Here is a 22,498-nt window from a genome sequence, read left to right on the forward strand (position 1 = left end):
CTCCTTGTCGTCGTTCAGTCTTCGTCCGCCAGGCGCTCGCCCGCATAGGCGCGGTAGCGGCGGATGCGGCCGGTCACATCGTCCTTGCCCTGGCGCGGCACGTAGCGCAGGCCCGCCACCTCGACCTCGTGGCCGAGATCGATCACCAGCCGGTGCGGATGGGCGCCGCCGGCGCCGGGGCCGCTGTAGGCCGTGTGCCAGTAGTCGCTGTTCTGGCCATTGATCGCATTGAGCGCGCCGCCGTCTTCGCGACTGGATTCTTCGCTGTCGACCCAGGCGATGGTCCAGTTGGACTGGTCGAGGGTCTTGCCGCTTCGGTCCAGCAGCGACAGCTCGGCCAGCGCCGCATACGGCTTGCCGTCGAAGGCGTCGAGGGTCTCCAGGCAGAACTGGCGCGCCAGCCGCGGCGCCGCGAAGCGCACGTCCTGGGTATTTGAGCCCGGCACGAACTCGCCTTCGTGGGCCGGCTTGACGCCATCCAGCCGTGGCTTGACCCGGCTCGGCGCGCGCGCCAGGTCGCGCTCGCGGTGCAGCTGGTCCAGGATCGGCGTGGTCAGGCCGGCGATGCGCGCCTCGCGTGGGCCGGTCAGGTCGAGCACCACCACCTGGTTGCGCCCGCGCCGGATCCACGGCCCTGGCAGGTACATGGTCTGGGTCGGGCCGATGCTCCAGTAGCGGCCCAGGCAGCGGCCGTTGATCCAGACGATGCCCTGGCCCCAGCCGGACATGTCGAGGAAAGTGTCGGCGCTGCGGGCGGCGTCGAAGCTGCCGCGCCAGAAGGCGGCCCCCTTGCTGCGGCCGCGCCGGAACGCCAGCGGCGGCAGCACGCCCTCGGCATCGAAATCGATGGCGCGGATTTCCCAGTGCTCGATTGCCTGCGGCTGGCCACCGCTGGGGGTGAAGGTGACCGGGCCGTGCACGCCCTTGCGGTCGTGGATCTCGACCCCGAAGTTCACGCGCGCGATCGTGTACAGCACGATCTCGATTACGGCCGGTTTGCTGCGCGCGGGGAGGTCGACCTGGTAGCGGCGATGGCGGGTGTCCATCGTGCCCACCGGCTTGCCGTCGAGCCGTACCCAGGCCAGGTCACGCACCCTGGCGGCCGCCAGGCGGCCGGCCGGTCCGGGGGGCAGGGTGGCGCGGTAGACCACGATGCCGCGGCTGATGTCGTATTCCTCGATCGGACGCGGAGATGCGTCCTCGATCACGCGCGCCGGCAGGCTGGCCGCCAGCGGCGCGGTCTGGTTCAGGGCGAAGGCGGGGATCGTCATCACCGGCATCGGCGGCGGCGGCGCCGGCAGGGCTTCGCCGGGCGCCAGGAATGGCGTCATGGCATCGCGGTAGGCCTTGAACTTGGCGCCGATCCAGCCCGCCTCGCTGATCGGGGCGTCGTAGTCGTAGCTGGTGGTGTCGGGCCGGAACGGGCGGTCGCAGCCGCCCCACAGGCCGAAGGTGGTGCCGCCGTGCGCCATGTACAGGCTGAACGAGCCGTTCGCCGCCAGCATGGCGCGGATGTCGGCCACCGCGTTGTCGACCGGGCCGCGGCGGTGCGGCGCGCCCCAGGTGTCGAACCAGCCCGAGTAATATTCGCCGCACATCAGCGGGGCCTGCTGCACCTCGGCCAGCGCCTTGAAGCCGGCCTCGGGATTGCTGCCGAAGTTTGCCACCGAATACAGTTCCGGGATATGGGTCCGGGCCACCGCATTGGTCGGGTTGCACTGGAATAGCGGCACCGCGAAGCCGGCGTCCAGCAAGGCCTGGCGCATGACGCGCATGTAGTCTCGGTCGTCGCCGTAGAAGCCGTACTCGTTCTCGACCTGCACCATCAGGATCGGTCCGCCCTGGGTCACCTGCTGCGGGCCAAGCACGCGGCCGACTTCAACCAGCCAGCGCCGCGCCGGCGCCACGAAGGCGCTGTCGGCGGTGCGCAGGAATGCGTTGCCCGGCTGCTTGAGCAGCCACCACGGCAGGCCGCCCATTTCCCATTCGGCGCAGGCATACGGGCCGGGGCGCAGGATGACCCACAGTCCCTCCCGCTGCGCCAGGCGGCAGAACTCGGCGGCGTCGCGCTGGCCCTCCCAGTCGAAGCGTCCTTCGCGCCATTCGTGGTAGTTCCAGAACAGGTAGGCGCACACCGTGTTCAGCCCCATCGCCTTGATGGTTTGCAGGCGGTGGGTCCAGTATTCGCGCGGCACGCGCGAAAAATGGATCTCGCCGCAGCGAATCTGGAGCGGCTTGCCGTCGAGGAGGAAGTCGTCGCGTCCGATCGCGAACCGGACCGGCGCCGGGGCATGGGCCTGCGCCGGCGGCAGCAGCGCCAGCGTCGCAGCGGCCGCGGCCCGTTGCAGCAGGCGCCGCCGCGGCAGCGGGGCGCTCATGGCGTGTCCACCAGGCGCGCGATCTCGGTCGCCGCCAGCAGGAAGGCGCCGACGCCGAACGGCGCGGTCGATTCCTGGTCGACCACCTGGCCCGGTATCGCGCGCTCGCCGATCGGCTGCACGTAGCCAAGCCGGCCGTCGCTCTGCAGCGCGACCCGGCTCAGGAACTGCCAACCGCGCAGCGCGGTCGGCCCGTAGTCGGCGCGCGCCAGGTAGCCGTTGTTGATTCCCCAGGCGTAGGCATAGGTGAAGAAGGCGGTGCCGCTGCTTTCCGGCCCCGGCGCATGGCCCGGGTCGAGCAGGCTGCGGGTCCAGTAGCCGCCGTCCTGCTGCACAGGTTTCAGGGCCGCCGCCATGCGCCTGAAGCGGTCGACGAGCAGGGGGCGGCTCGGGTCGTCCGGCGGCAGCTCGGCCAGCGTCGTGGCCAGGGCCGCGAACACCCAGCCATCGCCGCGCGCCCAGAAGTCCTTGCCGCCATTGGACGACTTGTGCTTCGGGTAGATGTACTTGGCGTCGCGGTAGTAAAGGCCCGCGTCGGGGTCGAACATCAGGCGGTCGGCATAGGTGAAATACTCGTTCATCTTGGCCAGGTAGCGCGCATCGCCGGTGGCCTTGTACAGCTTGGTCATCACCGGCATCACCATATAGATGCCGTCGGCCCACCACCAGTAATCGCTGTTCGGGGTGCCCATCTGGTATTCCATGACTTCGCGCGCGCGCGCGATGCGGCGCGGGTCCTTGCGGCCATCGAGCTGGTACAGGTCGGCATAGACCTGGAAGCAGGTCTGCCAGTCGCCGAACAGCACGTGGTCGGGCGTTTCGCCATAGCTGTACTTCCATTCGGCGCGATTGTCCGACCCCGCGCCGCGCCAGCGGTTATGCTCGGCCCAGGCGGTCGAATAATCGCGCCAGGCCGCGTTGCCGGTCAGCGCATGGGCCGCCATATTGCCGGTGTGGTAGGCGGCGACGTCCCAGAACGCCCACTGCTGGGGGGCGTGCTGGCGCTGCCAGTAGTCGTTGGCGCGCACCAGGTCGGCCACGACCTCGGCGCGCGTTGGCGTGCGAAGGTCGGTCCCACTGCCGGCGCCGATATTGGCGCAGCCGGCGGCGATGCCGGCCGTCGCGGCCAGGATCAGTTTCAGGCAAAGTCGTCTCGTCATCGTGTGATCACTCTTCATTGAAATCGTCATCTGCGCGGCTGCCATTGCAGCACCTGCACGGGGGACGGCGGCACGTCCGCCAGTCCTTCGCCATCGATTTGCCGCACCGCCTGCAGGTACAGGTGCAGCAGGCCCTGGCTTCGCCATAACTCGGTATCGTAGGTCGGTTCCCAGGCGCCGACGGCTGCCTCACCCAGGTCAGCTACCCACCAGCGGCCGGCGTCGACGTCGGCGATGCGCACCACCGAGACCCGCTCGCCGCGCTCGCTGTCGCGAAACACCAGCATGCCGGATGCGGTCGCGCCGTGGCGGTCGAGCAGCAGCTGCGGACGCGCGATCGGGATCGCCTTGGTGCCCATCCCGGACAGCGAGAACGGGGTCTTGCGAAAATCCAGGTCGAGCCGGCGCCAGCCCTCCGCGCGCCGGTACAGCACCCGGTACTGGGGCACGGCGCTGCCAGCGGTGCGCCAGTAGCTGGCGATGTACGGCCGGTCCTGGGCGTCGAAGGCCATCGAGGTCTGGTTGATGAGGTCACTGCCGGGCGGGATACGCGCCGCGTATTCGGCGCTGGCGGCGGTGATCGGCAGCGCATACGGCCGGCCTTCGCTGTCTTCCCAGCTGGCGCCGCCGTCGCGCGAGCGCGCATAGGCCATGTCGTGGTTGCTGGCGACGTCGGGCGAGGCGCGCCACACCCAGGACAGGTGGATCGCGCCGCGCGCGTCGACCCCGGCCTGCCAGTAGGCGTTGCGCTGTCCTTCGCCGCTGATCAGGCGGTCCGCCACGCGGCGCCAGCCGCTGTCGGGATGGTAGCGGTTGGCGACCAGGTTGCCGCGCCCCGAGCGGCCGTCGCGGTACAGGAACAGCAGGCCGCCATCCGGCATCCGGAAGAATTCCGGATACGAGACCGCGTCTTCGTCGCGCCCGAGCATGGCCGCCGCCCGTAGCTCGAGACTGCCCGGATTGACGCCGCGCGCATAGTGCAGCGCGTTGTCGTGATGGTTCCAGGCCATGTGCAGCACGCCGGCGCCATCGACCATGATGCTGATCGCGTTATGCGCGTCGCGCACGTTGCCGCGCCATGCGCTGCGCTGCAGGGTCCAGGCGTCGGCGCCGAGGCGGCGCTTGCCCAGCACGACGTGGCCGGCGGCGTCGTAGTAGGCGATGTACTGCCACTCGCCATCGCTTACCAGGGCGTTCTTGCGAAACACCACGGCATTGACCGAGTTGCCGGCCCAGCCGGGGCCCACCCGGCTCAGGCTGACGTCGCTCGCGCAGCCGTGCAGCAGGGCCGTGCCCAGGACCAGGGCGGCGCCGCGGACGATCGATCGCACGGCGTGCATCACAGCTTGCCGCGAATGCCGATCTTGATCGTGCGCCCGTCGTACTTCGCGTAATCCATCCGCGTATGCTTGCCAGTGCCGAAACGGCCGCTCGCATCCTCGAAGTAGTCGTAGGCGAGGGTGTCGGTCAGGTTGAGCGCATCCAGGCGCAGTTCGAGGTTCTCGGTCAGCTTGTAGCTGATGGTGCCGTCCAGGTAGCCGCGCGCGGCGCGCCAGCGTATCAGGTCGTCGCCGTTATTCCGTGGATTGTCGCCATGCAGCGAGCGGTCCTTGTAGTTATAGGACAGGCGCATCGCCAGCGGTCCGCGCTCGTAATAGGTGGTCACGCTATACGCATATCTCGGCACCGAGTTGACCTCGACCTCGCGGCCGGCATTGGTGATCCAGCGCATGCTGTTGAAGGGATCGATCCAGGTATAGCTTGCCAGCGCGCCGAAGCCCTTGAAGGGATCGGGCAGGAAGGTGAAGTCCTGCTGATAGGCCACCTCATAGCCCTTCAGGGTCTGCTCGCCGGCGTTCGAGTAGGTGCGCAGCACCATCGGCAGGTTCGGGTCGACCCGGCCACTGCTGTCCTGGAAGATCGCGCCGAGCGCGCTGTTGGGCAGGCCCAATGCGCCGAACGTCGTGTTGGCGGTGGTCGACACCGTGGCGTCGCTCAGCTTCTTCTTGAACCAGGCGGCAGACAGCAGGCTGCCCGGCCTGAAATACCATTCCAGGCTGGTGTCGAAGTTCTTCGACTGCTGCGGTTTGAGGCTCGGGTTGCCGGCCGTCGCGGTGTTGTCGAACTGGTTCGGGATCACGGTCTGGGCCGCGATGATCGACAGCGACGCGCGGCTGATGGTCTTGCCCCACGAGGTGCGGAAAATCAGCTCGTCGTTCAGGTCATAGGCGGCGCTGATCGCGGGCAGCAGGTTCTTGTACTTGCCCTGCTCGGTATTCGGCAGGTAGGCGTTGCCGGCCCCGCTGCGCTTGAAGTTGTCGATATCGAGTTCGGTGCGCGACCAGCGCACGCCGGCGTTCAGGCGCAGTTCGCGGCCCAGCACCTGGCCCTTGAGGTCGGACTGGACGAAGCCGGTGCTCACCTTTTCGCTGGCGCCGAAGCTTTGCGCCGGGGTGAAGGCCGCGCCGTCGTTGTAGGCCAGCGGATCGAAGGTGCCGAGCACGTAGTCGCGGCCGAAGGTGCCGAAGCGGTTCGGCCAGCCGGGGCCCATGTCCAGGTCCGGAATCGGCAGCACCGAGACCATATTGGCGCGGATGCTGGCGTCGCCCAGCGCCACCATCTTCGCCTTCATCGCCGCGCTGGCATTGCGCTTCTCGATGCTCTTGCTGGTGTCCACGTATACCAGGCCGGTCTTGAGGCGTCCGCTCCAGCCGCCGAACAGGTCATAGTCATAGTCCAGCACCAGGCGCGCCTGGCGGCCCTTGTCGGTTTCGCGGGTCCAGCCGGTGGTGATGTCGAAGCCGCTGAAGTTGGCCGGATTCGTGTAGTCGGTGGTCGACGACATCGACGGGTAGACGTGGTCGTCGCCGTAGTCGATGGTGGAGACGACACCGAAGATCTGGCCCGACATGGTGTCGGAATGGCTGGTCGCCGTGCTGTTGTTGGCGCTCAGCTGGCCAGTGACCACCAGGCCAGGGCGCGCCTTCCAGCGCCCGTTGAGCGCCAGGTAGCCAAACCTGGTCTTGTCTTCGCCATAGGTCACGCCGCTGCTGTAGGAGGTGTTGCCGAAGGTGCCGGTAAGCAGGTTCGAACCCGGGTCGATGTGCACGTCGAGCGGCACCAGTCCGTTGTGGCCGGCCGTGCCGGGCGGCGCGTTGCGGTTGGTGGTGCGAGAGTTGCGGATCAGGAGGCCGTAGTACAACTCGTCGCGGCTGTTTTCCAGCTGCGAATACAGGCCGTCCAGGCTCAGGTCCAGGTCGCCCTGCTTGAATTGCAGGGAGCTCACCAGGCCGTCGCGGCTACGCCGGTTCTGCGATCCGTAGTAGCGGTAGATGCGCGGCAGCAGGGCGTTGTCGATCTGCTCGCGGGTATAACCCGACAGGTTGGCGCGCGGGTCGTCGTAGTCGAGCGCGACGGCGAAATTGCCCAGCACCGGATTGCGGCTGCCGTTGGCCGAGCTGTTGTAGCCGCCCGTGGCCTCGAAGCCGGAACGGTTGTTGACCGCCTTCGAATGCGCCACGCCGGCCAGGAAGCCCCATGGACCCCAGGTGTTCGAATACAGCGCGAAGCCGGTCGGATCGGCCTCCTTGGCGCTGGTGTTGTAGGCGCCGGAGAGCGCGTAGCGAATCGTGCGTTTGGGGCTGTCGAACGGGCGCGGGGTCTGCAGGTCGACCACGCCGCCCATGCCGCCTTCGGTCAGCTCGGCCAGGGGCGACTTGTAGAAATCGACGCGGCCGAACAGCTCGGAGGCGAACACGTCGTAGTTGAAGCCGCGCGCGGCGCTGCCGATGGTGCTGGTGGAAGTCGTATTGACCGGCGCGCCATTGAGGGTGGTGATCGAATACTCGGTCGGCAGGCCGCGAATCGAGATGCGCTGGCCTTCGCCGGAGCTCTCGTCGCGGTTCAGGATCACGCCGGGGACCCGCTGCAGCGATTCGGCCACGTTCGCCTCGGGGAATTTGCCGATGTCCTCGGCGACGATCGAGTCGCGCACCCCGATCGCCTGCTGCTTGAGGTTCAGCGCTTTCTGCAGGCTGGAGCGGAAGCCGGTGACCACCACGGTGGTGGTGGGGGTGTCGACGCCGTTCGGCAGGGGCGCCGGCGCCGCGTCGGTGGCGCCCGCGCCGGCCGGCGCCTCGGGGACCTGCTGCGCCAGCGCCAGTGTCGGATATGCGGCGGCCAAAGCCAGCGGCAGCGCCGCGGCAAGTATCTTCTTCTGCATCGTGTCGTCTCCTGACCGCGGACTTCGAGGTCCGCTTGTAATGTCGGGCCGCCGCGCGGTGCACGGTCGGCTGAAGATGAAGCCATGGCTACCCATTGCCGGGATCACTGCGGTCGGCGTGACAACCATGTGGTTACGTTACCATGTGTTGTGTAAATACTCAATGGATTTGAAAAATAGGTTAGATACGGCCTAAGTGGTTGATTCTTCTAAGGTAATCGTGCTCTTGAATACTTTCGTGTGGTATCGTAACCACATGACAGAATAGGGCGAACGAAATGCTCATCCACTTGATCGATTGAAGGAAACCGATGGCCAAAGCCAGCAAACTGAGCGAAGTCGCGCGCCTGGCCGGCGTCGCCCCGATCACCGCCTCGCGCGCGATCCGCGGCACCGGCTACGTGTCCGACGCGGCGCGCGAGCGGATCATGGCGGCCGCGGCCCAGCTGAACTACACGCCGGACATGCTGGCGCGCCGCATGCGCGGCGACAAGAGCAAGCTGATCGGCGTCTTCATGAACAACTATGGCCCAGTGGTGCTGCATGAACTGGTGCGCGCCATCGGCGAAGAGGCGCGCAAGCGCGACTACGATCTCTTGATGTTCAACGCCGACCGCTTCGACAGCCCGGACCGGATGACCACCTGCGCCACGCTCGGCAAGCTGTGCGACGGCCTGCTGCTGCTGCTGCCGACTTCCGACGACCGCTTCCTGGACGTGGTCGAACGCCAGCAACTGAACTGCGCGCTGGTGTTCTTCGATGCGCGCCAGCTGGCGCTGCCCACCATCGTGCTGGAAAACCGCGCCGGCGCGCGCACCGCGGTCGAGCACCTGCTCGGCCTCGGCCACCGCCGGATCGCCTTCATCGCCGGCACCAAGCGCACCGGCCAGAGCGCCGAGCGCGAGCGCGGCTATGCCGAGGCGCTGGCGGCGGCCGGGATCGCGGTCGATCCGGCGCTGGTGGTCGACGGCGCGTTCAACCAGCCGGGCGGCTTCGCCGCCACCCTGCGCCTGCTCGCGCTGGCGACGCCGCCGACCGCCATCTTTGCCGCCAACGACGAGATGGCCTTCGGCGCCATCGACGCCATCGCCAGCCGCGGCCTGAAGGTGCCGGCCGATATATCGGTGGTCGGCTTCGACGATGTCTCGACCGCCAGCCATGTCTTTCCGCGCCTGACCACCATGCACCAGCCCTACCAGGCGCTGGCCGCAAGGGCGGTGCATGAGGTGGTCGAGATGATCGAAGGCCGTCCGCCGGCCGCCGCGCGCATTGCCTTCGCCACCGAGTTGGTGGTGCGCGACTCGACCGGCCCCGCGCCAGTCTAGTTTCGCGATGCGGCGCGCATCCCCCATCGCGCTGTGGCAGGCCGGCACCCTGCGCTACGACAGCCTGGGCGTGTGCGCGCTGGTGGGCTGGCTGCTGGTCGGTGCGCTCGGGATCGCGGTGCGCGAGCGCTGGGCCGGCCCGATCGGCCTGGTCGTGTTGCGCGACCATGGGGCTTCCGACACCGCGGTGGCGATGTTGCTGTCGACCGTGCCGGCGCTGATCAGCCTGTTGGTGGTGCCGGTCGTCGGCATGCGCTCGGACCGCAGCCGCGGGCGCTGGGGACGGCGCCGGCCCTACCTGATGGTGAGCGCGCCGCTGGCCGCGTGCGCGATGCTGTGCGTGGCCCTGGCGCCGGCGCTGGCCGGGGCCACCCACGCGCTGCTGGGATCCTGGTCGCCGGGCCTGCGCGCGCTCGACCTGGCGTACTTCTGCCTGTTCTGGACCCTGTTCGACGCCGCCGCCATGACCACCACGGCCTTGTTCGCCGGGCTGGTGGCCGACGTCGTCCCGTTCGGCCTGGCCGGGCGCTTCTATGCGGCGGTACGGGTGGTGGGCCTGGGCGTGGCGATCGGCTTCAACCTGACCCTGTTCGCGCTGAGCCAGGCGTGGATGGCCGAGATCCTGGTCGCCATCGCGCTGATTTTCGGGCTGACCATCCCCTTGATGTGCCTGATGGTGCGCGAGGGCGACTACCCACCGCCGGCCCCATATTCCGGAACGGGGAAGGGACGGCTGGCGCTGGCGCGCACGCAGCTGCGCGATTGCTGCGCCCAGCGCCGCTACCTGTGGGCGTTCGGCGCCTTCATGCTGGCCGCGGTCACCTTCGTCCCGTTCAATATGTTTTCGTTGCACTATGCGCTCGACCTGGGGCTGTCGAAGGCGCAGCTGGGGGAGCTCACAGCGACCGCCTATGCGGTATCGATCGCCAGCGCCTTCGCCATCGGCTGGCTGGTCGACCGGCGCGGCGCGGTGCCGGTGGCCACGGCCATGATGACGCTGTATGTCGCGATCGCGCTGGCTGGCTGGCTGCTGGTCGACGGCGCCGCCAGCTTTCGCTGGTTCTACGTCGCGCACGTGATCTGCTCCGGCGCCTATTTCACGGCGGCGGCGGCGATGCCGCTGGCGCTGTTCCCGCGCGACGAGTTCGTGCGCTACAACGCGAGCAAGGACATCCTGGTCGCCTTCGCCAATATCGTGGTCGGCAGCTGCATCGGGCCGCTGCTCGACCATTCCGGCCACGACTACCGCCTGACGCTGGGCAGCGCGGTGCTGTTCTCGCTGCTGGCGCTGGCCTGCCTCGGCAAGCTGCTGGTCGTGCACCCGGCGCCGGCGCCGCTGCCGGACGCCGCGCGGCATCATGCCTGAGCGGCAGGGCGGCGGACAGCCGGTCCATGCTTTTCCAGCAGCTGCGCGCACAGCGCGCCGATGTCCTGTTCGCCGTTGGCGCGCACGGTGGCGCGGGCCGCTTCGCGCAGCGCGCAATCGACGATGTGGTCGCCCAGCGCGCGGTAGCTCTCGAACTGCGCCTCGTCGAACCACTGGTCGGCGATGCTCTCGTGCGGGTAGTCGGGATGCAGCTTGCGGTAGTTGAGCAGGTCGGCGTTCTCGCTGCCGACGATGGCCGGCTTCACGTACAGCAGCACGCCATCGGGCGCGCCGCGGTCGGCCTGGCTGTAGCGGATGTGGCCCGCCGCGCAGCTCGCGCCGCACATGCCGCTGTCGCCCAGCGCCGCCAGGCGCGAGACGTCGAGGTCGATCCGCACGTGGAGGTCGGTGGCGCAGCGCCGGATCGCATTGCCCAGGTCTTCGAAGGCGAGGTAGCGGTCGCTGCCGACATCGACCGCGATCACCAGCCGGCAGCGGCGCCGCACCAGCTCGTAGATGCCGAGGTTGTCGAAGTGGCCGCCGTCTGTCAGGTGCACGTAGGCGGCGTCGGCGTCGAGCTGGCCGAACAGCTCGGACAGGAGACTGAACAGGCCGATCGGCGGCGAGGCGCTGGTCCAGGCGCGGCGCGCCGGATTCGGGCACCAGCGCCCCAGGCGCACATTGAACATCGTCATCAGGAAGTTCAGCGGCGGCGACGAGTGCGCGCCCATGTTCGGGCTGGCCGCCGCGCCGGACAGCGCCACCGCCATCCCGAGCCGCACGCCGGCATCGTCGTCCAGCCCCACGCCGGAGCGCGAGGCGTATTGTTCGGTCGGCCGGTAGCAGCCGGAGGCCGAGGCCAACGGCTGCTCGTAGCCGCACCAGCGCGGCGTGAACGCGAACGAGGCGGTGCGCCGCGTCTGCCAGGCCAGCTCGTGGCCGCCGACCAGGTTCAGCGCGGTGTTGACGATCGGGTAGGGCCGTCCGTAGCGCAGTTCGGCCAGCAGCATGTCGTCGTTCGGATCGAAGCCGGTGAACGGGTGCGGGCGGCGCGCGCGGTTGCCGGCGCCGAACCAGGCGCGCACCACCCGGTTGCGGTACAGCATATACAGCGAAAACTTGTTGATGTCGACCCGCCAGCCGAGCAGCAGGGCCGCGCCCAGGAAGCCGCCGAAGGCCAGCAGCAGGGTCGTGCCGCTGGTAGCGAGGGTGGCGTCGGCATGGGCGCGCAGCACGCAGGCCAGTTGCGCGCCGGGGCAGTCGACCTTGGGCAGGGCGACCGTGGCCTGCACCAGGCTGCTCAGCAGGGCGAAGATCCCGACCGTGAACACGTACGGGGCGAGGCGCGCCACCAGTTCGAGCTTCGGGTCCGGGCCGCTCCTCGCGCCGGTCGCCATGCTGCTGCCGGCCCTGAGCCCGAAGGCGGTCATGGCCAGCCAGCCGAGCAGGGTGCCGAGGTTGGTCCAGGGTTCGTAGGTGAGCCAGGCCCAGTGCAGGAGCGGCGCGAAGAAGAAGCAGACGCCGTACACGGCCAGCCAGGCCAGGGCGAAGATCGCGGTCCAGGCGCCTTGCCGGCTCCACCATTCGCGGCTGGCATCGCTGTACGGGCGGCCGACCAGGCCGATCATGAGGGTCATGGTGGCGGTGAACAGCGCCATCATCAGCGGCATGCCGAAGGTGGCCAGTGCGATCGAATTGTTCAGTACCGGATGCGCCACCGGATCGGGCAGCAGGGCGATCCCGGCCAGCAGCAGCACGGTGCCGAGCGTGAGCGCGCCCATCGCGCACAGGAAGTGCGACAGGCCTTCGCCCAGTTCGGCGCGCGACAGGTCGCGCAGCGGCGGATCGGCGTGCAGCCGGGTGTAGATGGCCAGCCAGCCGGCCAGCAGCAGCAGCAGGGCGACCGTCCCGCACAGCAGCAGCGACAGGCTGGCCGCGTCGGCCGGCAGCAGCGCCACGATCTCGGGCGCGAAGGCGCGGCCGGCTTCGAGCAGCACCAGCAGCACGCTGGCTCCGCCGGCCGCGCACACCGTATAGCCGGTGCGCCGGTAGGGGCTGGAGCGGTCGTGGGCCAGGTACCAGCCGCAGGCCCAGACGATGAAATACACCAGGCCCGGCGCCAGCAGCCAGTGCCAGCGACCTGCGAGCTGGCTGGGGAAGAAGGTCGCGGGCGGCGCGCCGCCGTGGCGCCACAGCCCCAGGCTGCCGAGGAAGCCTGCCAGCAGCAGGGGCAGGTTGATGCACCACAGGACCGCGCCCTGGGACAGCGGAAAGCGGCGCAGGCCGCGCGAGCTTTCCGGCTTGCTCGAGATCGACAGGGCGATGCAGAACACGGCGAACAGGAACAGCAGCACGCCCAGGATCCAGGCGATGTCGGCCAGGTGCGACCAGGGCCCGCCTGGCGTCACCACCCGGTGCACGGCCCACACGGCGAAGCGCGGCAGCAGCAGCAGGGCGCACATCCAGGCCACCAGCATGGCCAGGTTCAGGCCCGTGTTGCGCACATAGGTGCCGAGCAGGGTCCAGGTGTCGGCGCTGAACATGCCGCCCTGCGGCGACAGGTAGTTGCTGTACTGGCGCAGGAAGCGCAGCTCGGGCGCCTCGACGCTGCCGGCCTGCGGCGCCAGCATGCTTTCCACCCTGGCGATGTCGCCGCCGCTGGCGTGCAGGCACCTGGACAGCCAGCCGCCGACGAAGCCGCCGCCGGACACGGTGGACAGGTAGTCGACATGGCGCAGCAGGCCGCAGCGCGCCAGCGCCTGCAGGGCGCCCAGGCTGAAGGTGGCGCTGCGCACGCCGCCGCCGGACAGGGCGACGCCGGTCAGCATGCCGTGGTGGGCGCGCTCGAGCAGGCGCTCGCGGTCGGGCGGCAGGGCGGCGTCGAGCGCGTCGGCGCGCGCCTCGGCCTCGGGACGCAGCATATCGAGTTCGTCGCGCAGCACTTCGCCGAACAGGTGGCCGGCGCCGGCGTCGAGGCAGCGCAGCAGTTCGGGGTCGATCCTGTCCGCCGCGGGCAGGCCGTGGCGCTTGCGCAGCAGGGCGAAGGCGTCCTGCAGTTCGGCGACCGTGCGCGCGCCGGGCGGCGGGTCGCAGCCGGCGGCGGCGAGCTTGCGGCGCAGGTCGTCGACCTGCGAGGAGGTCAGGTGGGTCAGGTCGCTCGGCAACATGGCGCTCGCTCCGGCTGGACGGGGAGCGGCCCGACAGGCCGGGCCGCCGGGTCAGTTCAGCACGGTTCGGAGGGAGGCGCCAGCGTTCACATCAAGCAGCCGGCGTGCGGGCTCAGCTTTTGTCGGTCTTGCCGCGCGTGCCGCGCCGGGTGGGGGCCGGATTGCCGTTGCCATGCTCGGCGCCGGCGTCGGGGCGTTCCGCGGCGGGTGGCTTGCCGGAGGCGTCATCCGCCGCAGCGGCGGGCTTGTCCGGGGTGGCGCCCTCGGGCGGCATGGCGCTGGCCACCGCCTGGCGGAACTGGTCTTGCAGCAGGTTCCACCATGCGACCGCGGCCGGCATCGCGGCTGCCGTCGCATCGTGCGCGTCGGCGCCGGCGGGCGCCGATGCCGGGGCCTCGGGTGGCGCCGGCGGTGCGGCCGCGGCCGGGGCAGCCGGCTGCGCCGCCTGGGCGAAGAACTGGGCGAACGGCGCCATGGCGGCGTCGCTGGCGGCGCCGGTCTGGCTCATGGCCTGGGCCATGCTGTCGCCCATCGCCTTGAGCGTGGCCAGGGTGCCGCGCTGGATTTCCAGCGCCTGGATCGAGCCGCGCAGCATGCCCATATTGAGGTTGAGCCAGGACTCGACCGCCTTCAGGTCGGCGATCTTCTTGTCGAGGTCTTCGACCGACAGGCCGGCACCCGGCATCGGCATGCCGCCCATGCCGCCCATGCCGGGCATGGCGCCGGGGATGTTCATGCCACCCCACAGGTTCTTGACGAATTCCAGCGTATCGGTCATTCCGGGCATGGGCTGATTCAGCATGGTGGCGGGCCTCCGTTAATAGTCCGGCAAGCGTAGCAGATTAAGCCGGCCGGGGCCATCCGCCGACAGGCGGTGCTAACTGTTGACGAGGGCATCCCAGCCCAGCATGGCGATGCGCGCCACCGCTTCCAGCTCGGCGCGGCCGACGCCGTCGCGCGCCTGGATCGACATGCCGTTCTGGACCAGGTGGGCGAAACGGGCCAGCGCATCGAGATCGACCGAGGGGGCAAGGTCGCCGTCCGCGACGCCCTGTTCGAGGCGCGCCTTCACGCGCGCCAGGCCGGCGGCGCGCCCCGAGCGCACCAGTTCGCCCAGTTCCTGGTTGCCTTCGCTACCGACCGCGGACAGCGTCACCATGCAGCCGAGCGGCACGTCGCCGGCGCCGCCGGTCAGCAGCCGGGCAGAATCGAGCAACCAGCCCTCGATCGCCGCGCGCGCGGTTGTGCCTTCATTGAATTTTTGCCAGCCGATCGGGCCGAAGCAGTCGGCGTAATGGTTCAGGGTTTCGGCATACAGCGCTTCCTTGGAACCGAAGGCGGCGTACAGGCTCGGCGCGGCGATGCCCATGGCCTGGGTGAGGTCGGCCATCGAGGTCGCCGCATAGCCTTTTTGCCAGAACAGGCGCATGGCCTGGGCCAGGGCGGCGTCGCGGTCGAAGGCGCGCGGCCGCCCGCGTGCGCGTGCGGCGCCTGGCGTGCCGGCTGGGTCGGGGCGGTCGGGTGTCTGCATCGGCACAGTATACGTCCACGCCGGTCAAATAATATATATCGATCGCTACAAAAACCTGTTGACAGCGCCGTGCTTGGCTCCTACCATTTGTGTATCGATCACTAAACAAAGGAATGTCATGACCGATTTACAAGGAAAACGCGCCATCGTGACCGGCGCCTCGCGCGGCATCGGCGCCGCCATCGCGACCGTGCTGGCCGAGCAGGGGGCCGACGTGGCGATCACCTACGAGCGCTCGGCCGAGCGCGCGCAGGAAGTCGTGCGGACCATCGAAGCCCTGGGCCGCAAGGCGGTCGCGATCCAGGCCGACAGCGCCGATCCGGCGGCGATCCGGCGCGCCGTCGACGAGGCGGCGCGGACGCTGGGCGGCCTCGACATCCTGGTCAACAACGCCGCCATCGCCCGCTATGCGCCGATCGCCGACATCGCGGTGGACGATATCGACGCCCTGCTGGCCGTGAACATCCGCGGGCCGATCCTGGCGGCGCAGGCGGCGATCCCGCACCTGGGCCAGGGCGGACGCATCGTCAATATCGGTTCGGCCGGCGCCGACCGCATCGTGGGCGACGGCGCGACCGTGTATTTCCTGACCAAGGCCGCGCTCAAGACCTTCACCAGCGGCCTGGCGCGCGAACTGGGCGCGCTCGACATCACCGTCAACCTGGTGCAGCCCGGTTCGACCGATACCGAGATGAACCCGGCAAACGGCGAGTTCGCCGAGTTCCAGAAGTCGCTCACGCCGCTGGGCCGCTTCGGCAATCCGCGCGACGTGGCGGCGGCGGTGGCCTTCCTGGCCAGTCCCGCGGCGCGCCAGGTCACCGGCGCCGTCCTCAATGTCGACGGCGGGGCGACCACCTGATCAGCCCTGCGCGGTGCGGATCGTCGGCGTCACCGACATGCCGGCGCGCAATTTGGACGCCGCGGCCTGGCCGGGAACGATGGCGATGCGCACCGGCAGGCGCTGGACGATCTTGGTGAAGTTGCCGGTGGCGTTGTATGGTGCGATGGCCGAGTAGCTGGCGCCGCTGGCCGGCCCCAGGCTGTCCACGCTGCCCTTCAACACCACGCCGGGCAGGGCGTCGACTTCGATGTCCACCGGCTGGCCGGGCGCCACCCGCGCCAGCTGCGTCTCGCGGAAATTGGCGGTGATATAAACCGCGTCGAGCGGGACGATGGCCAGCAGCGGCTTGCCCGGATTGACCCAGGCCCCGACCCGCACCGCCTTCTGGCCGACGGTGCCGGCGACCGGCGCCACGATGCGGGTGTACGACAGCTTCAGTTCCGCCGCCGCCTGCGCCGCCCTGGCCTGGAGCAGCGCGGCGCGCGCCTTTTCCAGGTCCGCTCCCAGGATGACGACCACCTGGCGCGCCGCCTGCAGCGCGGCCCGGCTCCGGTCGCGGGTGGCCGCCTGGACGCCGAACTGCATCTCGGCCTGTTGCAGCGCCTGGACCGACCCCGAGCCGTCGCTGGCCAGGTTGCGGTAGCGCGCCTGGTTGACGTTGGCCAGCTTGAGGGAGGCCTCGTCCGCCGCCAGCACGGCCTGCGCCTGGCGGATCGCATTTTGCTGCTGCGCCAGGTGGGCTTCCAGGCTGGCGATGCCGGCCTGCGCGCTCGCCACCTGCGCCTTCGCGGCATCCAGCGCGACCACGAAGTCGCGGTCGTCGATGGTGGCCAGCAGCGCGCCGCGCTCGACCACCTGGTTGTCGCGCACGTGGACCGTCTCGATGATGCCCGCCACCTCGGGCGCCACCGTGGTGAAGTCGACCTGCACGTAGGCGTGGTCGGTGGACTGGGTCGCGCCGCCCGATTCGGGCGCGTTGAGGTAGTACAGGGCGCCGGCCGCCGCGGCGAGCAGCAGCACGGCGCTGGCGATGCGGGCTTGTTTGGGAAGTGCCATGATGGTCATCCAGGGTGATGGGTTGGAATGGTCGGCGCGGGGATATGGGTGAGGCGCAGCACCAGGGGAATCAGGAGCAGGGCCAGCACGCCCAGCACGCGGTAGGCGTCGGCGACCGACAGCACCAGCGCCTGCTGGCCGACGATGCCGGCCAGCGCCATCGGGTCCGGCATGCCCGGGTCATTCGCCAGGGCGGCGTGGTCGATCAGCACGTCGGCGTGGAAGCGCCCGCGCACCGTCATCAGCTGGCCCACCACCGCCGCGCCGACCAGCGAGCCGAAGGCGCGCAGCGTGTTGACCGCGCCCGAGACATACGGCCCCTCGGGCGGCTGGACCACGCTGGTGATCAGGAACAGCATGGACACCACCGCCATCGGCTGGCCCAGCGCCTGCAGCGTCTGGGCCAGGACGAACTGTTCGCGGTTCCAGTCCGGCGTGAGGCCGGCGCCGACGTAGCAGGCCAGCGCGATCAGGGCCAGGCCCAGTGCGAACACCACCCGCGCATCGACCCAGCGCCGGTACAGCAGCATGGCCACGGCCGGGCCCAGCACCAGTTGCGGCAGCGCCACCACCAGGCCGGTCGAGGCCAGCTGGAGCGGCCGGTAGTCGTGCAGCCGCGCCAGGTGCGTCGACGGCAGCAGCGCGGCCGACATCAGCACCACCAGCAGCAGCAGGAAGGCGGTGAAGCCGAGCGCCAGGTTGCGCCGGCCCAGGATCTGCAGCTTGATGAAGGGCGACGGATGGTGCCATTCGCTGAGCAGGTAGACCGCCAGCAGCGCGCAGCCGGCGATGGCCGCGGCATTGATCAGCGGCGAATGGAACCAGTCCAGGCGCACGCCCTGGTCGAGCACCAGCGCCAGCAGGCCGAGCGCCGGCACGCCGCACGCCATCCCGAACCAGTTGGCCTGGCCGAAGCGCTCCGGCTGGACCGGCTCGCGCGGCAGGCCCCAACCGATCAACAGCCCGGCCAGCGCCGCCAGCGGCACGCTCTGCCAGTAGATCCAGCGCCAGTCGGCCAGGGCGTCGGTCCAGCTGCCGGCCAGCCAGGTCGAGAGATTGGGGGCGAAGGTGGCGGTCATGGCATACAGCGCCAGCCCGTACAGGCGCACCGGGGGCGGCAGAAATTTGAGCGCCGCCATCATCAGGATCGGGATCATGGTGCCGCTGGCCACGCCCTGCGCGAAGCGCAGCACGAGCAGCAGGTCGAGGTCGCGCACGAAGGGCAACAACGCCGCCAGCACGGCGCAGGTGGCCAGCATCCACAGTTCGAAACGCCGCACCGACAGGGTGATGGCGAACCAGGCCGCGAACGGCATGGCGATCAGTTCCCCGGCGTTGTACACGGTCGACAGCCAGGACGCGTCGTCGAAGCCGAAGCCGCCGGCGCCGCGCAGGTCGGCCAGCGCCAGCGCGCCGACCCGGTTGTTCAGCCCCGCCATCATGGCCGCGATGAAGATGCCGAGCAGGCCGGCCAGCGGCCGCTTCGAGGCTGCGCCGGTGCTCATGGCCGGCTTTCCGCGTCAAACGTCCAGCCGCCGCCGAGCGCCTTGTACAGGTTGACCAGGGTGAGCGTGGCATTGGTGGCGCTGGCATTCAGGCTGGTCTGGCTGGCCAGCAGCTGGCGCTGGGCGGTCAGCACGCCGATATAGTCGGCGGCGCCCTCCTGGTAGGCACGTTCGGCGGCGTGCAGCGCCTGCCGGTTCTGCTCGAAGGCGATGGTCAGCTCGGCGTGCCGGCCGCGCTGGGCGGCGAGGGCGTCGAGCGCATCGTCGACTTCGTGCCAGGCGCGCAAGACTGTCTGGCGGTAGGCGATGGCGGCCGCCTTCTGGCCGGCTTCGCTCAGGGCCAGGCGCTGTTTGATGCGCCCGCCCTCGAACAGCGGCAGGTAGACCGTCGGGCCAACCGAGAAAAAGCGCGAATCCCAGCCGGCCAGGTCGCCGCTCTCGAAGGCTTCGAAGCCGAAGCGTCCGCGCAAGCCGATGCGCGGATAGAAATCGGCCTTCGCCACGCCGATCGCCGCCGTCGCCGCATGCAGCTGCGCTTCGGCGCGCAGGATATCGGGACGGCGCCGCGCGAGTTCCGAGGGCAGGCCGACCGGCAGGCTGGCCGGCAGCGAAGGCAGGGGCATGGCGGCGCGCAGTTCGGTGTCGAGCGCGCGCGGCGCCTCGCCCAGCAGCAGGGCCAGCGCATTGAGCAGGGCGTTGCGGCGCTGGACCAGGTCGGGGATGGTGCTGTTGACGGTGGCCAGCTGGGCGCGCGCGGCGGCGCTGTCGAAGCGCGTCGCCACGCCGTGGCGTTCGCGGTTGTCGGCCAGGCGCAGCAGCCTTTCGGCCACCGCCTGGTTGTCGCGCGCGATGTCGAGCTGGGCCTGGGTGCCGCGCAGCTGCAGGTAGGTGCGCGCGATGTCGGCGGCCAGGGCCACGCGCACCGCCTCGCGGTCGTAGTTGGATGCGTCGAGCAGCGCGGCCGCGCCTTCACGCGCGCGCCGGGCGCGGCCCCACAAGTCGATCTCCCAACTGGCATCGAAGGCCAGTTGCCAGAAGTCGCTGGGGCTGGACGGCGCGCCGAGGGCGGCGAACTTGCCGTGTTCGCTCAATCCCTCGCGCGCATAGCTGGCGCCGAGGCCGACCGTGGGCAGCAACTGCGAGGCGGCGATCCCCAACTGCGCGCGGCTTTGTTCGATGCGCACCAGGGCGGCTTGCAATTCGAGGTTGCCGCCCTGCGCGCGCTCCTGCAGGCCGGCCAGCACCGGGTCGTCGAGCAGGCGCCACCACTGGGCGGGCACGGCCGCGGATGAAACCGGCGCGCCGTCCGCATGATCGGGCCGGGATTGCAGCTGCACGGCCTGCAGCGCGTCCGCGGGCCGCGCGAAATCGGGGCCGACGCTGCAGCCGGCCAGCAGCGCGCCTGCTGCGATGGTGACTAGCCACGGTTTCATGATGGCGTGGCCTGGCGCGCGATCATGGAACCGCGGCTGAGCCAATTGAAGAAACGGGTTGGCGCCGTGAGCGCACCGGCGCCCGTCACCAGCGAGCGGTCATCGAGTTCGCTGCCGAAGTAGCGCGCATGCACGTCGGCCCGGACCTGGCGTGGGTCGCCGCGCGCGGCCAGCAGCTTGCGTCCCAGTTCGTCGAGGGGAAAGCGATCGGGCCCGCCCACTTCGACGATGCCGTTCAGCGGCGCCCCGACGGCCAGGTCGGCCAGCACCGCGCTCACGTCGTCGGCGGCGACCGGCTGGATCAGGGCCGGCGACAGGTGGATGCCCCTATCCGCCTCGCCGGCATCGACGATGCCGCCGATGAACTCGAAGAACTGCGTGGCGCGCAGGATGGTGTAAGGCAGGCGCGAGGCCCTGACCAGTTCTTCCTGGGCCAGCTTGGCGCGAAAATAACCGTTGTCCGGCAGCCGGTCGACGCCGACGATGGACAGCACGACGTGGTGCTCGACGCCGGCCGCGGCGGCCGCCGCCAGCACGTTGCGGGTCGAGGCCTGGAAGAATTCCCTCACCTCTGCCGGGGCGAACGACGGCGAGTTGGCCACGTCGACCACCACCTGGGCCCCGGCCAGGGCGCTTGCCAGGCCTTCGCCGGTGACGGTATTTACCCCTTTGGAGGGAGATGCCACCACCAGCTCATGACCATTCCGGCTCAGCCGATCTACAATATTTGCTCCGATCAGGCCAGTGCCGCCGATAACCACGATTTTCATGTCCCGCTCCTCGATTCAATGTCGATCCTGGCGATCGATCCATGCAGTATCCTTGCCGTCCGGACGCAAGTCCTTGCCGCGGCCTTGGATTTGCCTTGGATTTCGCTTGGGTTTCCGTCCACACCGGCCGGAGAGCGGACCATGCTGATCGCCTTCGAGGATTGCGTGCTCGACCTGGACCGGCGCGAACTGCTGCGTGCATCCACGGTCGTGCCCACGGCGCCCCAGGTGTTCGACCTGCTGGCCTACCTGGCGCGCTGCCATGAGCGGGTGGTCAGCCGCGACGAGCTGGTGGATACCATCTGGGCCGGCCGCATCGTGTCGGAATCGACCCTGGCCAGCCACGTCAATGCGGTGCGCAAGGCGGTCGGCGACTGCGGCAAGGAGCAGCGCGTGATCCGTACGGTGGCGCGCAAGGGTTTCCGTTTCGTCGCCGGGGTGCGCGAAGTGGCTTCCGCGGAGATGGCGGAGACGGCGTCCGCCACGCCCGCGCTGCCTTCGAAGCCGTCGATCGCGGTGCTGCCTTTCGTGAACCTGAGCGGCGACCCGCAGCAGGACTACCTGGCCGACGGCGTGGTCGAGGACATCATCGCGGCGCTGTCGCGCCACCGCTGGCTGTTCGTGGTGGCCCGCAACTCGAGTTTTACCTATAAAGGCCGCATCCTCGACATCAAGCAGGTGGGGCGCGAGCTGGGCGTGCGCTATGTGCTGGAGGGTAGCTGGCGCAAGGCGAACGACCGGGTGCGCATCACCGGCCAGCTGATCGACGCCACCACCGGCGCCCACCACTGGGCCGGCCGCGCCGAGGGCGTGCTGGGGGATATCTTCGAACTGCAGGACCGCATCACCGAGAGCGTGATCGGCGCGGTGGCGCCGGAACTGGAGCGGGCCGAGATCGAACGCGCGCGCCACAAGCCCACCGACAGCCTGGACGCCTACGACTACTACCTGCGCGGCGTGGCCGAACTGCATGAGGCCAGCCGCGAAACCAGCGAGCGGGGACTGGCCTTCTTCCACCAGGCGATTGCGGCCGACCCCGGGTTCGCCTCGGCCCATGCGATGGCCGCCTGGTGCCACGCCTGGCGCAAGGCGAATGGCTGGATGGCGGACGGCGCCGAGGTGCAGGAGGCGGTGCGGCTGGCGCGGCGCGCGGTGGAGCTCGACAAGGGCGACGCCGTCGCCCTGACCCGCGCCGGCCACGTGCTGGGCTACCTGGCCGGCGACATCCACGCCGGCATCGGCTTGCTGGACAAGGCCCTGGTGCTCAATCCCAACCTGGCGGCGGCGCGCTACCTGGGCGGCTACCTGCGGCTGTGGCAGGGCGATACCGCGGCCGCCATGGCCCACCTCGGGCGCGCCATGCGCCTGAGCCCTCTCGACCCGGAGCTGTACCGGATGCAGGCCGGGATGGCGATGGCGCACCTGTTCGACCGCCAGTTCGACGCCGCCTCGGTATGGGCCGAGGCGGCGCGGCGCGATTTTCCCGGCTTCCTGCTGGCCGCCGTCGCCCAGGCGGCCAGCCATGCGCTCGCCGGCCGCCTGCCTGACGCGCGGCGCGCGCTGGACCACGTGCGCGAGCTCGACCCCGGCCTGCGCCTGTCGGCCGTCGCCGCCTGGCTGCCGATCCGCCGGCCGGAGCACCTGTCGGTCCTGCTGGAGGGGCTGGAGCGGGCCGGGCTGCCGCATTGAGGACAAGGACACGGCACCGTCGTGCAGGCATTGCCACGCCCGCGCTACACTAGCG

Annotated in this window: 15 protein-coding genes; 4 read left to right on the forward strand and 11 right to left on the reverse strand. The window is 69.8% G+C overall.

Going from position 1 to position 22,498, the window contains the following annotated elements:
* Positions 1-14: 14 nt before the first annotated feature.
* The 4 genes from Q9246_RS03395 to Q9246_RS03410 are packed head-to-tail and all read right to left on the reverse strand — an operon-like array spanning position 15 to position 7,760.
* The gene (locus Q9246_RS03395; protein WP_306395456.1) at positions 15-2,378 is read right to left on the reverse strand and encodes a beta-galactosidase; all 2,364 of its coding nucleotides are present in this window, start codon (positions 2,376-2,378) and stop codon (positions 15-17) included.
* Positions 2,375-3,538 carry a glycoside hydrolase family 88 protein gene (locus Q9246_RS03400; protein WP_306395458.1) on the reverse strand — a complete coding sequence of 388 codons (1,164 nt, stop codon included), beginning with the start codon at positions 3,536-3,538 and terminating at the stop codon, positions 2,375-2,377. The genes Q9246_RS03395 and Q9246_RS03400 overlap by 4 nt, the downstream gene beginning before the upstream one ends.
* Positions 3,539-3,564: 26 nt before the next feature.
* Positions 3,565-4,878: a BNR repeat-containing protein gene (locus Q9246_RS03405; protein ID WP_306395460.1), complete on the reverse strand. Its 1,314-nt coding sequence runs from the start codon at positions 4,876-4,878 to the stop codon at positions 3,565-3,567.
* Entirely contained in the window at positions 4,878-7,760 is a 2,883-nt protein-coding gene (locus tag Q9246_RS03410) for a TonB-dependent receptor (protein ID WP_306395461.1), read from the reverse strand. The genes Q9246_RS03405 and Q9246_RS03410 overlap by 1 nt, the downstream gene beginning before the upstream one ends.
* A gap of 311 nt (positions 7,761-8,071) precedes the next feature.
* Here Q9246_RS03410 and Q9246_RS03415 point away from each other — a divergent pair, with 311 nt between their 5' ends.
* Positions 8,072-9,085, forward strand: a complete 1,014-nt coding sequence (locus Q9246_RS03415) for a LacI family DNA-binding transcriptional regulator (protein WP_306395462.1) — start codon at positions 8,072-8,074, stop codon at positions 9,083-9,085.
* A 7-nt stretch (positions 9,086-9,092) separates the two neighbouring features.
* Positions 9,093-10,451 (forward strand): MFS transporter, encoded by a 1,359-nt coding sequence (locus Q9246_RS03420; protein WP_306395463.1) that lies wholly within the window; start codon positions 9,093-9,095, stop codon positions 10,449-10,451.
* On the opposite strand, the gene Q9246_RS03425 is transcribed toward Q9246_RS03420, so the two are convergent.
* The 3 genes from Q9246_RS03425 to Q9246_RS03435 all read right to left on the reverse strand — a co-directional run bounded on the left by Q9246_RS03425 (position 10,442) and on the right by Q9246_RS03435 (position 15,149).
* A complete protein-coding gene (locus tag Q9246_RS03425) occupies positions 10,442-13,618 on the reverse strand; it encodes a patatin-like phospholipase family protein (protein WP_306395464.1) in 3,177 nt (1,058 codons plus the stop codon). The genes Q9246_RS03420 and Q9246_RS03425 overlap by 10 nt on opposite strands.
* A gap of 112 nt (positions 13,619-13,730) precedes the next feature.
* Positions 13,731-14,420 (reverse strand): PhaM family polyhydroxyalkanoate granule multifunctional regulatory protein, encoded by a 690-nt coding sequence (locus Q9246_RS03430; RefSeq protein WP_306395466.1) that lies wholly within the window; start codon positions 14,418-14,420, stop codon positions 13,731-13,733.
* A gap of 75 nt (positions 14,421-14,495) precedes the next feature.
* Positions 14,496-15,149 carry a TetR/AcrR family transcriptional regulator gene (locus Q9246_RS03435; protein WP_306395468.1) on the reverse strand — a complete coding sequence of 218 codons (654 nt, stop codon included), beginning with the start codon at positions 15,147-15,149 and terminating at the stop codon, positions 14,496-14,498.
* 118 nt (positions 15,150-15,267) lie between these two features.
* On the opposite strand from Q9246_RS03435, the gene Q9246_RS03440 reads away from it, so the two are divergent.
* Positions 15,268-16,008 (forward strand): SDR family NAD(P)-dependent oxidoreductase, encoded by a 741-nt coding sequence (locus Q9246_RS03440; RefSeq protein ID WP_308640189.1) that lies wholly within the window; start codon positions 15,268-15,270, stop codon positions 16,006-16,008.
* On the opposite strand, the gene Q9246_RS03445 is transcribed toward Q9246_RS03440, so the two are convergent.
* Genes Q9246_RS03445 through Q9246_RS03460 form a run of 4 tightly spaced genes read right to left on the reverse strand, consistent with a single transcriptional unit; the run spans position 16,009 to position 20,754 of the window.
* Complete coding sequence (locus tag Q9246_RS03445) at positions 16,009-17,046, reverse strand: HlyD family secretion protein (RefSeq protein WP_306395470.1); 1,038 nt, start codon at positions 17,044-17,046, stop codon at positions 16,009-16,011. It abuts the gene before it with no gap.
* A 5-nt stretch (positions 17,047-17,051) separates the two neighbouring features.
* Entirely contained in the window at positions 17,052-18,551 is a 1,500-nt protein-coding gene (locus Q9246_RS03450) for an MFS transporter (RefSeq protein WP_306395472.1), read from the reverse strand.
* Positions 18,548-19,984: an efflux transporter outer membrane subunit gene (locus Q9246_RS03455; RefSeq protein WP_306395475.1), complete on the reverse strand. Its 1,437-nt coding sequence runs from the start codon at positions 19,982-19,984 to the stop codon at positions 18,548-18,550. The genes Q9246_RS03450 and Q9246_RS03455 overlap by 4 nt, the downstream gene beginning before the upstream one ends.
* The gene (locus Q9246_RS03460; protein ID WP_306395478.1) at positions 19,981-20,754 is read right to left on the reverse strand and encodes an SDR family oxidoreductase; all 774 of its coding nucleotides are present in this window, start codon (positions 20,752-20,754) and stop codon (positions 19,981-19,983) included. Before Q9246_RS03460 ends, Q9246_RS03455 begins: the two co-directional genes overlap by 4 nt.
* 141 nt (positions 20,755-20,895) lie before the next feature.
* Here Q9246_RS03460 and Q9246_RS03465 point away from each other — a divergent pair, with 141 nt between their 5' ends.
* Entirely contained in the window at positions 20,896-22,443 is a 1,548-nt protein-coding gene (locus Q9246_RS03465) for a winged helix-turn-helix domain-containing protein (protein WP_306395479.1), read from the forward strand.
* Positions 22,444-22,498 lie beyond the last annotated feature (55 nt).

The sequence above is a fragment of the Telluria beijingensis genome (assembly GCF_030770395.1).
GTDB classification, from domain to species: domain Bacteria; phylum Pseudomonadota; class Gammaproteobacteria; order Burkholderiales; family Burkholderiaceae_D; genus Telluria; species Telluria beijingensis.

Coding starts and splice junctions, on each gene's coding strand:
- Q9246_RS03395 (WP_306395456.1), bottom strand. CDS start 2,378: ATGAGCGCCCCGCTGCCGCGGCGGCGCCTGCTGCAACGGGCCGCGGCC.
- Q9246_RS03400 (WP_306395458.1), bottom strand. CDS start 3,538: ATGACGAGACGACTTTGCCTGAAACTGATCCTGGCCGCGACGGCCGGC.
- Q9246_RS03405 (WP_306395460.1), bottom strand. CDS start 4,878: ATGCACGCCGTGCGATCGATCGTCCGCGGCGCCGCCCTGGTCCTGGGC.
- Q9246_RS03410 (WP_306395461.1), bottom strand. CDS start 7,760: ATGCAGAAGAAGATACTTGCCGCGGCGCTGCCGCTGGCTTTGGCCGCC.
- Q9246_RS03415 (WP_306395462.1), top strand. CDS start 8,072: ATGGCCAAAGCCAGCAAACTGAGCGAAGTCGCGCGCCTGGCCGGCGTC.
- Q9246_RS03420 (WP_306395463.1), top strand. CDS start 9,093: ATGCGGCGCGCATCCCCCATCGCGCTGTGGCAGGCCGGCACCCTGCGC.
- Q9246_RS03425 (WP_306395464.1), bottom strand. CDS start 13,618: ATGTTGCCGAGCGACCTGACCCACCTGACCTCCTCGCAGGTCGACGAC.
- Q9246_RS03430 (WP_306395466.1), bottom strand. CDS start 14,420: ATGCTGAATCAGCCCATGCCCGGAATGACCGATACGCTGGAATTCGTC.
- Q9246_RS03435 (WP_306395468.1), bottom strand. CDS start 15,149: ATGCAGACACCCGACCGCCCCGACCCAGCCGGCACGCCAGGCGCCGCA.
- Q9246_RS03440 (WP_308640189.1), top strand. CDS start 15,268: ATGACCGATTTACAAGGAAAACGCGCCATCGTGACCGGCGCCTCGCGC.
- Q9246_RS03445 (WP_306395470.1), bottom strand. CDS start 17,046: ATGGCACTTCCCAAACAAGCCCGCATCGCCAGCGCCGTGCTGCTGCTC.
- Q9246_RS03450 (WP_306395472.1), bottom strand. CDS start 18,551: ATGAGCACCGGCGCAGCCTCGAAGCGGCCGCTGGCCGGCCTGCTCGGC.
- Q9246_RS03455 (WP_306395475.1), bottom strand. CDS start 19,984: ATGAAACCGTGGCTAGTCACCATCGCAGCAGGCGCGCTGCTGGCCGGC.
- Q9246_RS03460 (WP_306395478.1), bottom strand. CDS start 20,754: ATGAAAATCGTGGTTATCGGCGGCACTGGCCTGATCGGAGCAAATATT.
- Q9246_RS03465 (WP_306395479.1), top strand. CDS start 20,896: ATGCTGATCGCCTTCGAGGATTGCGTGCTCGACCTGGACCGGCGCGAA.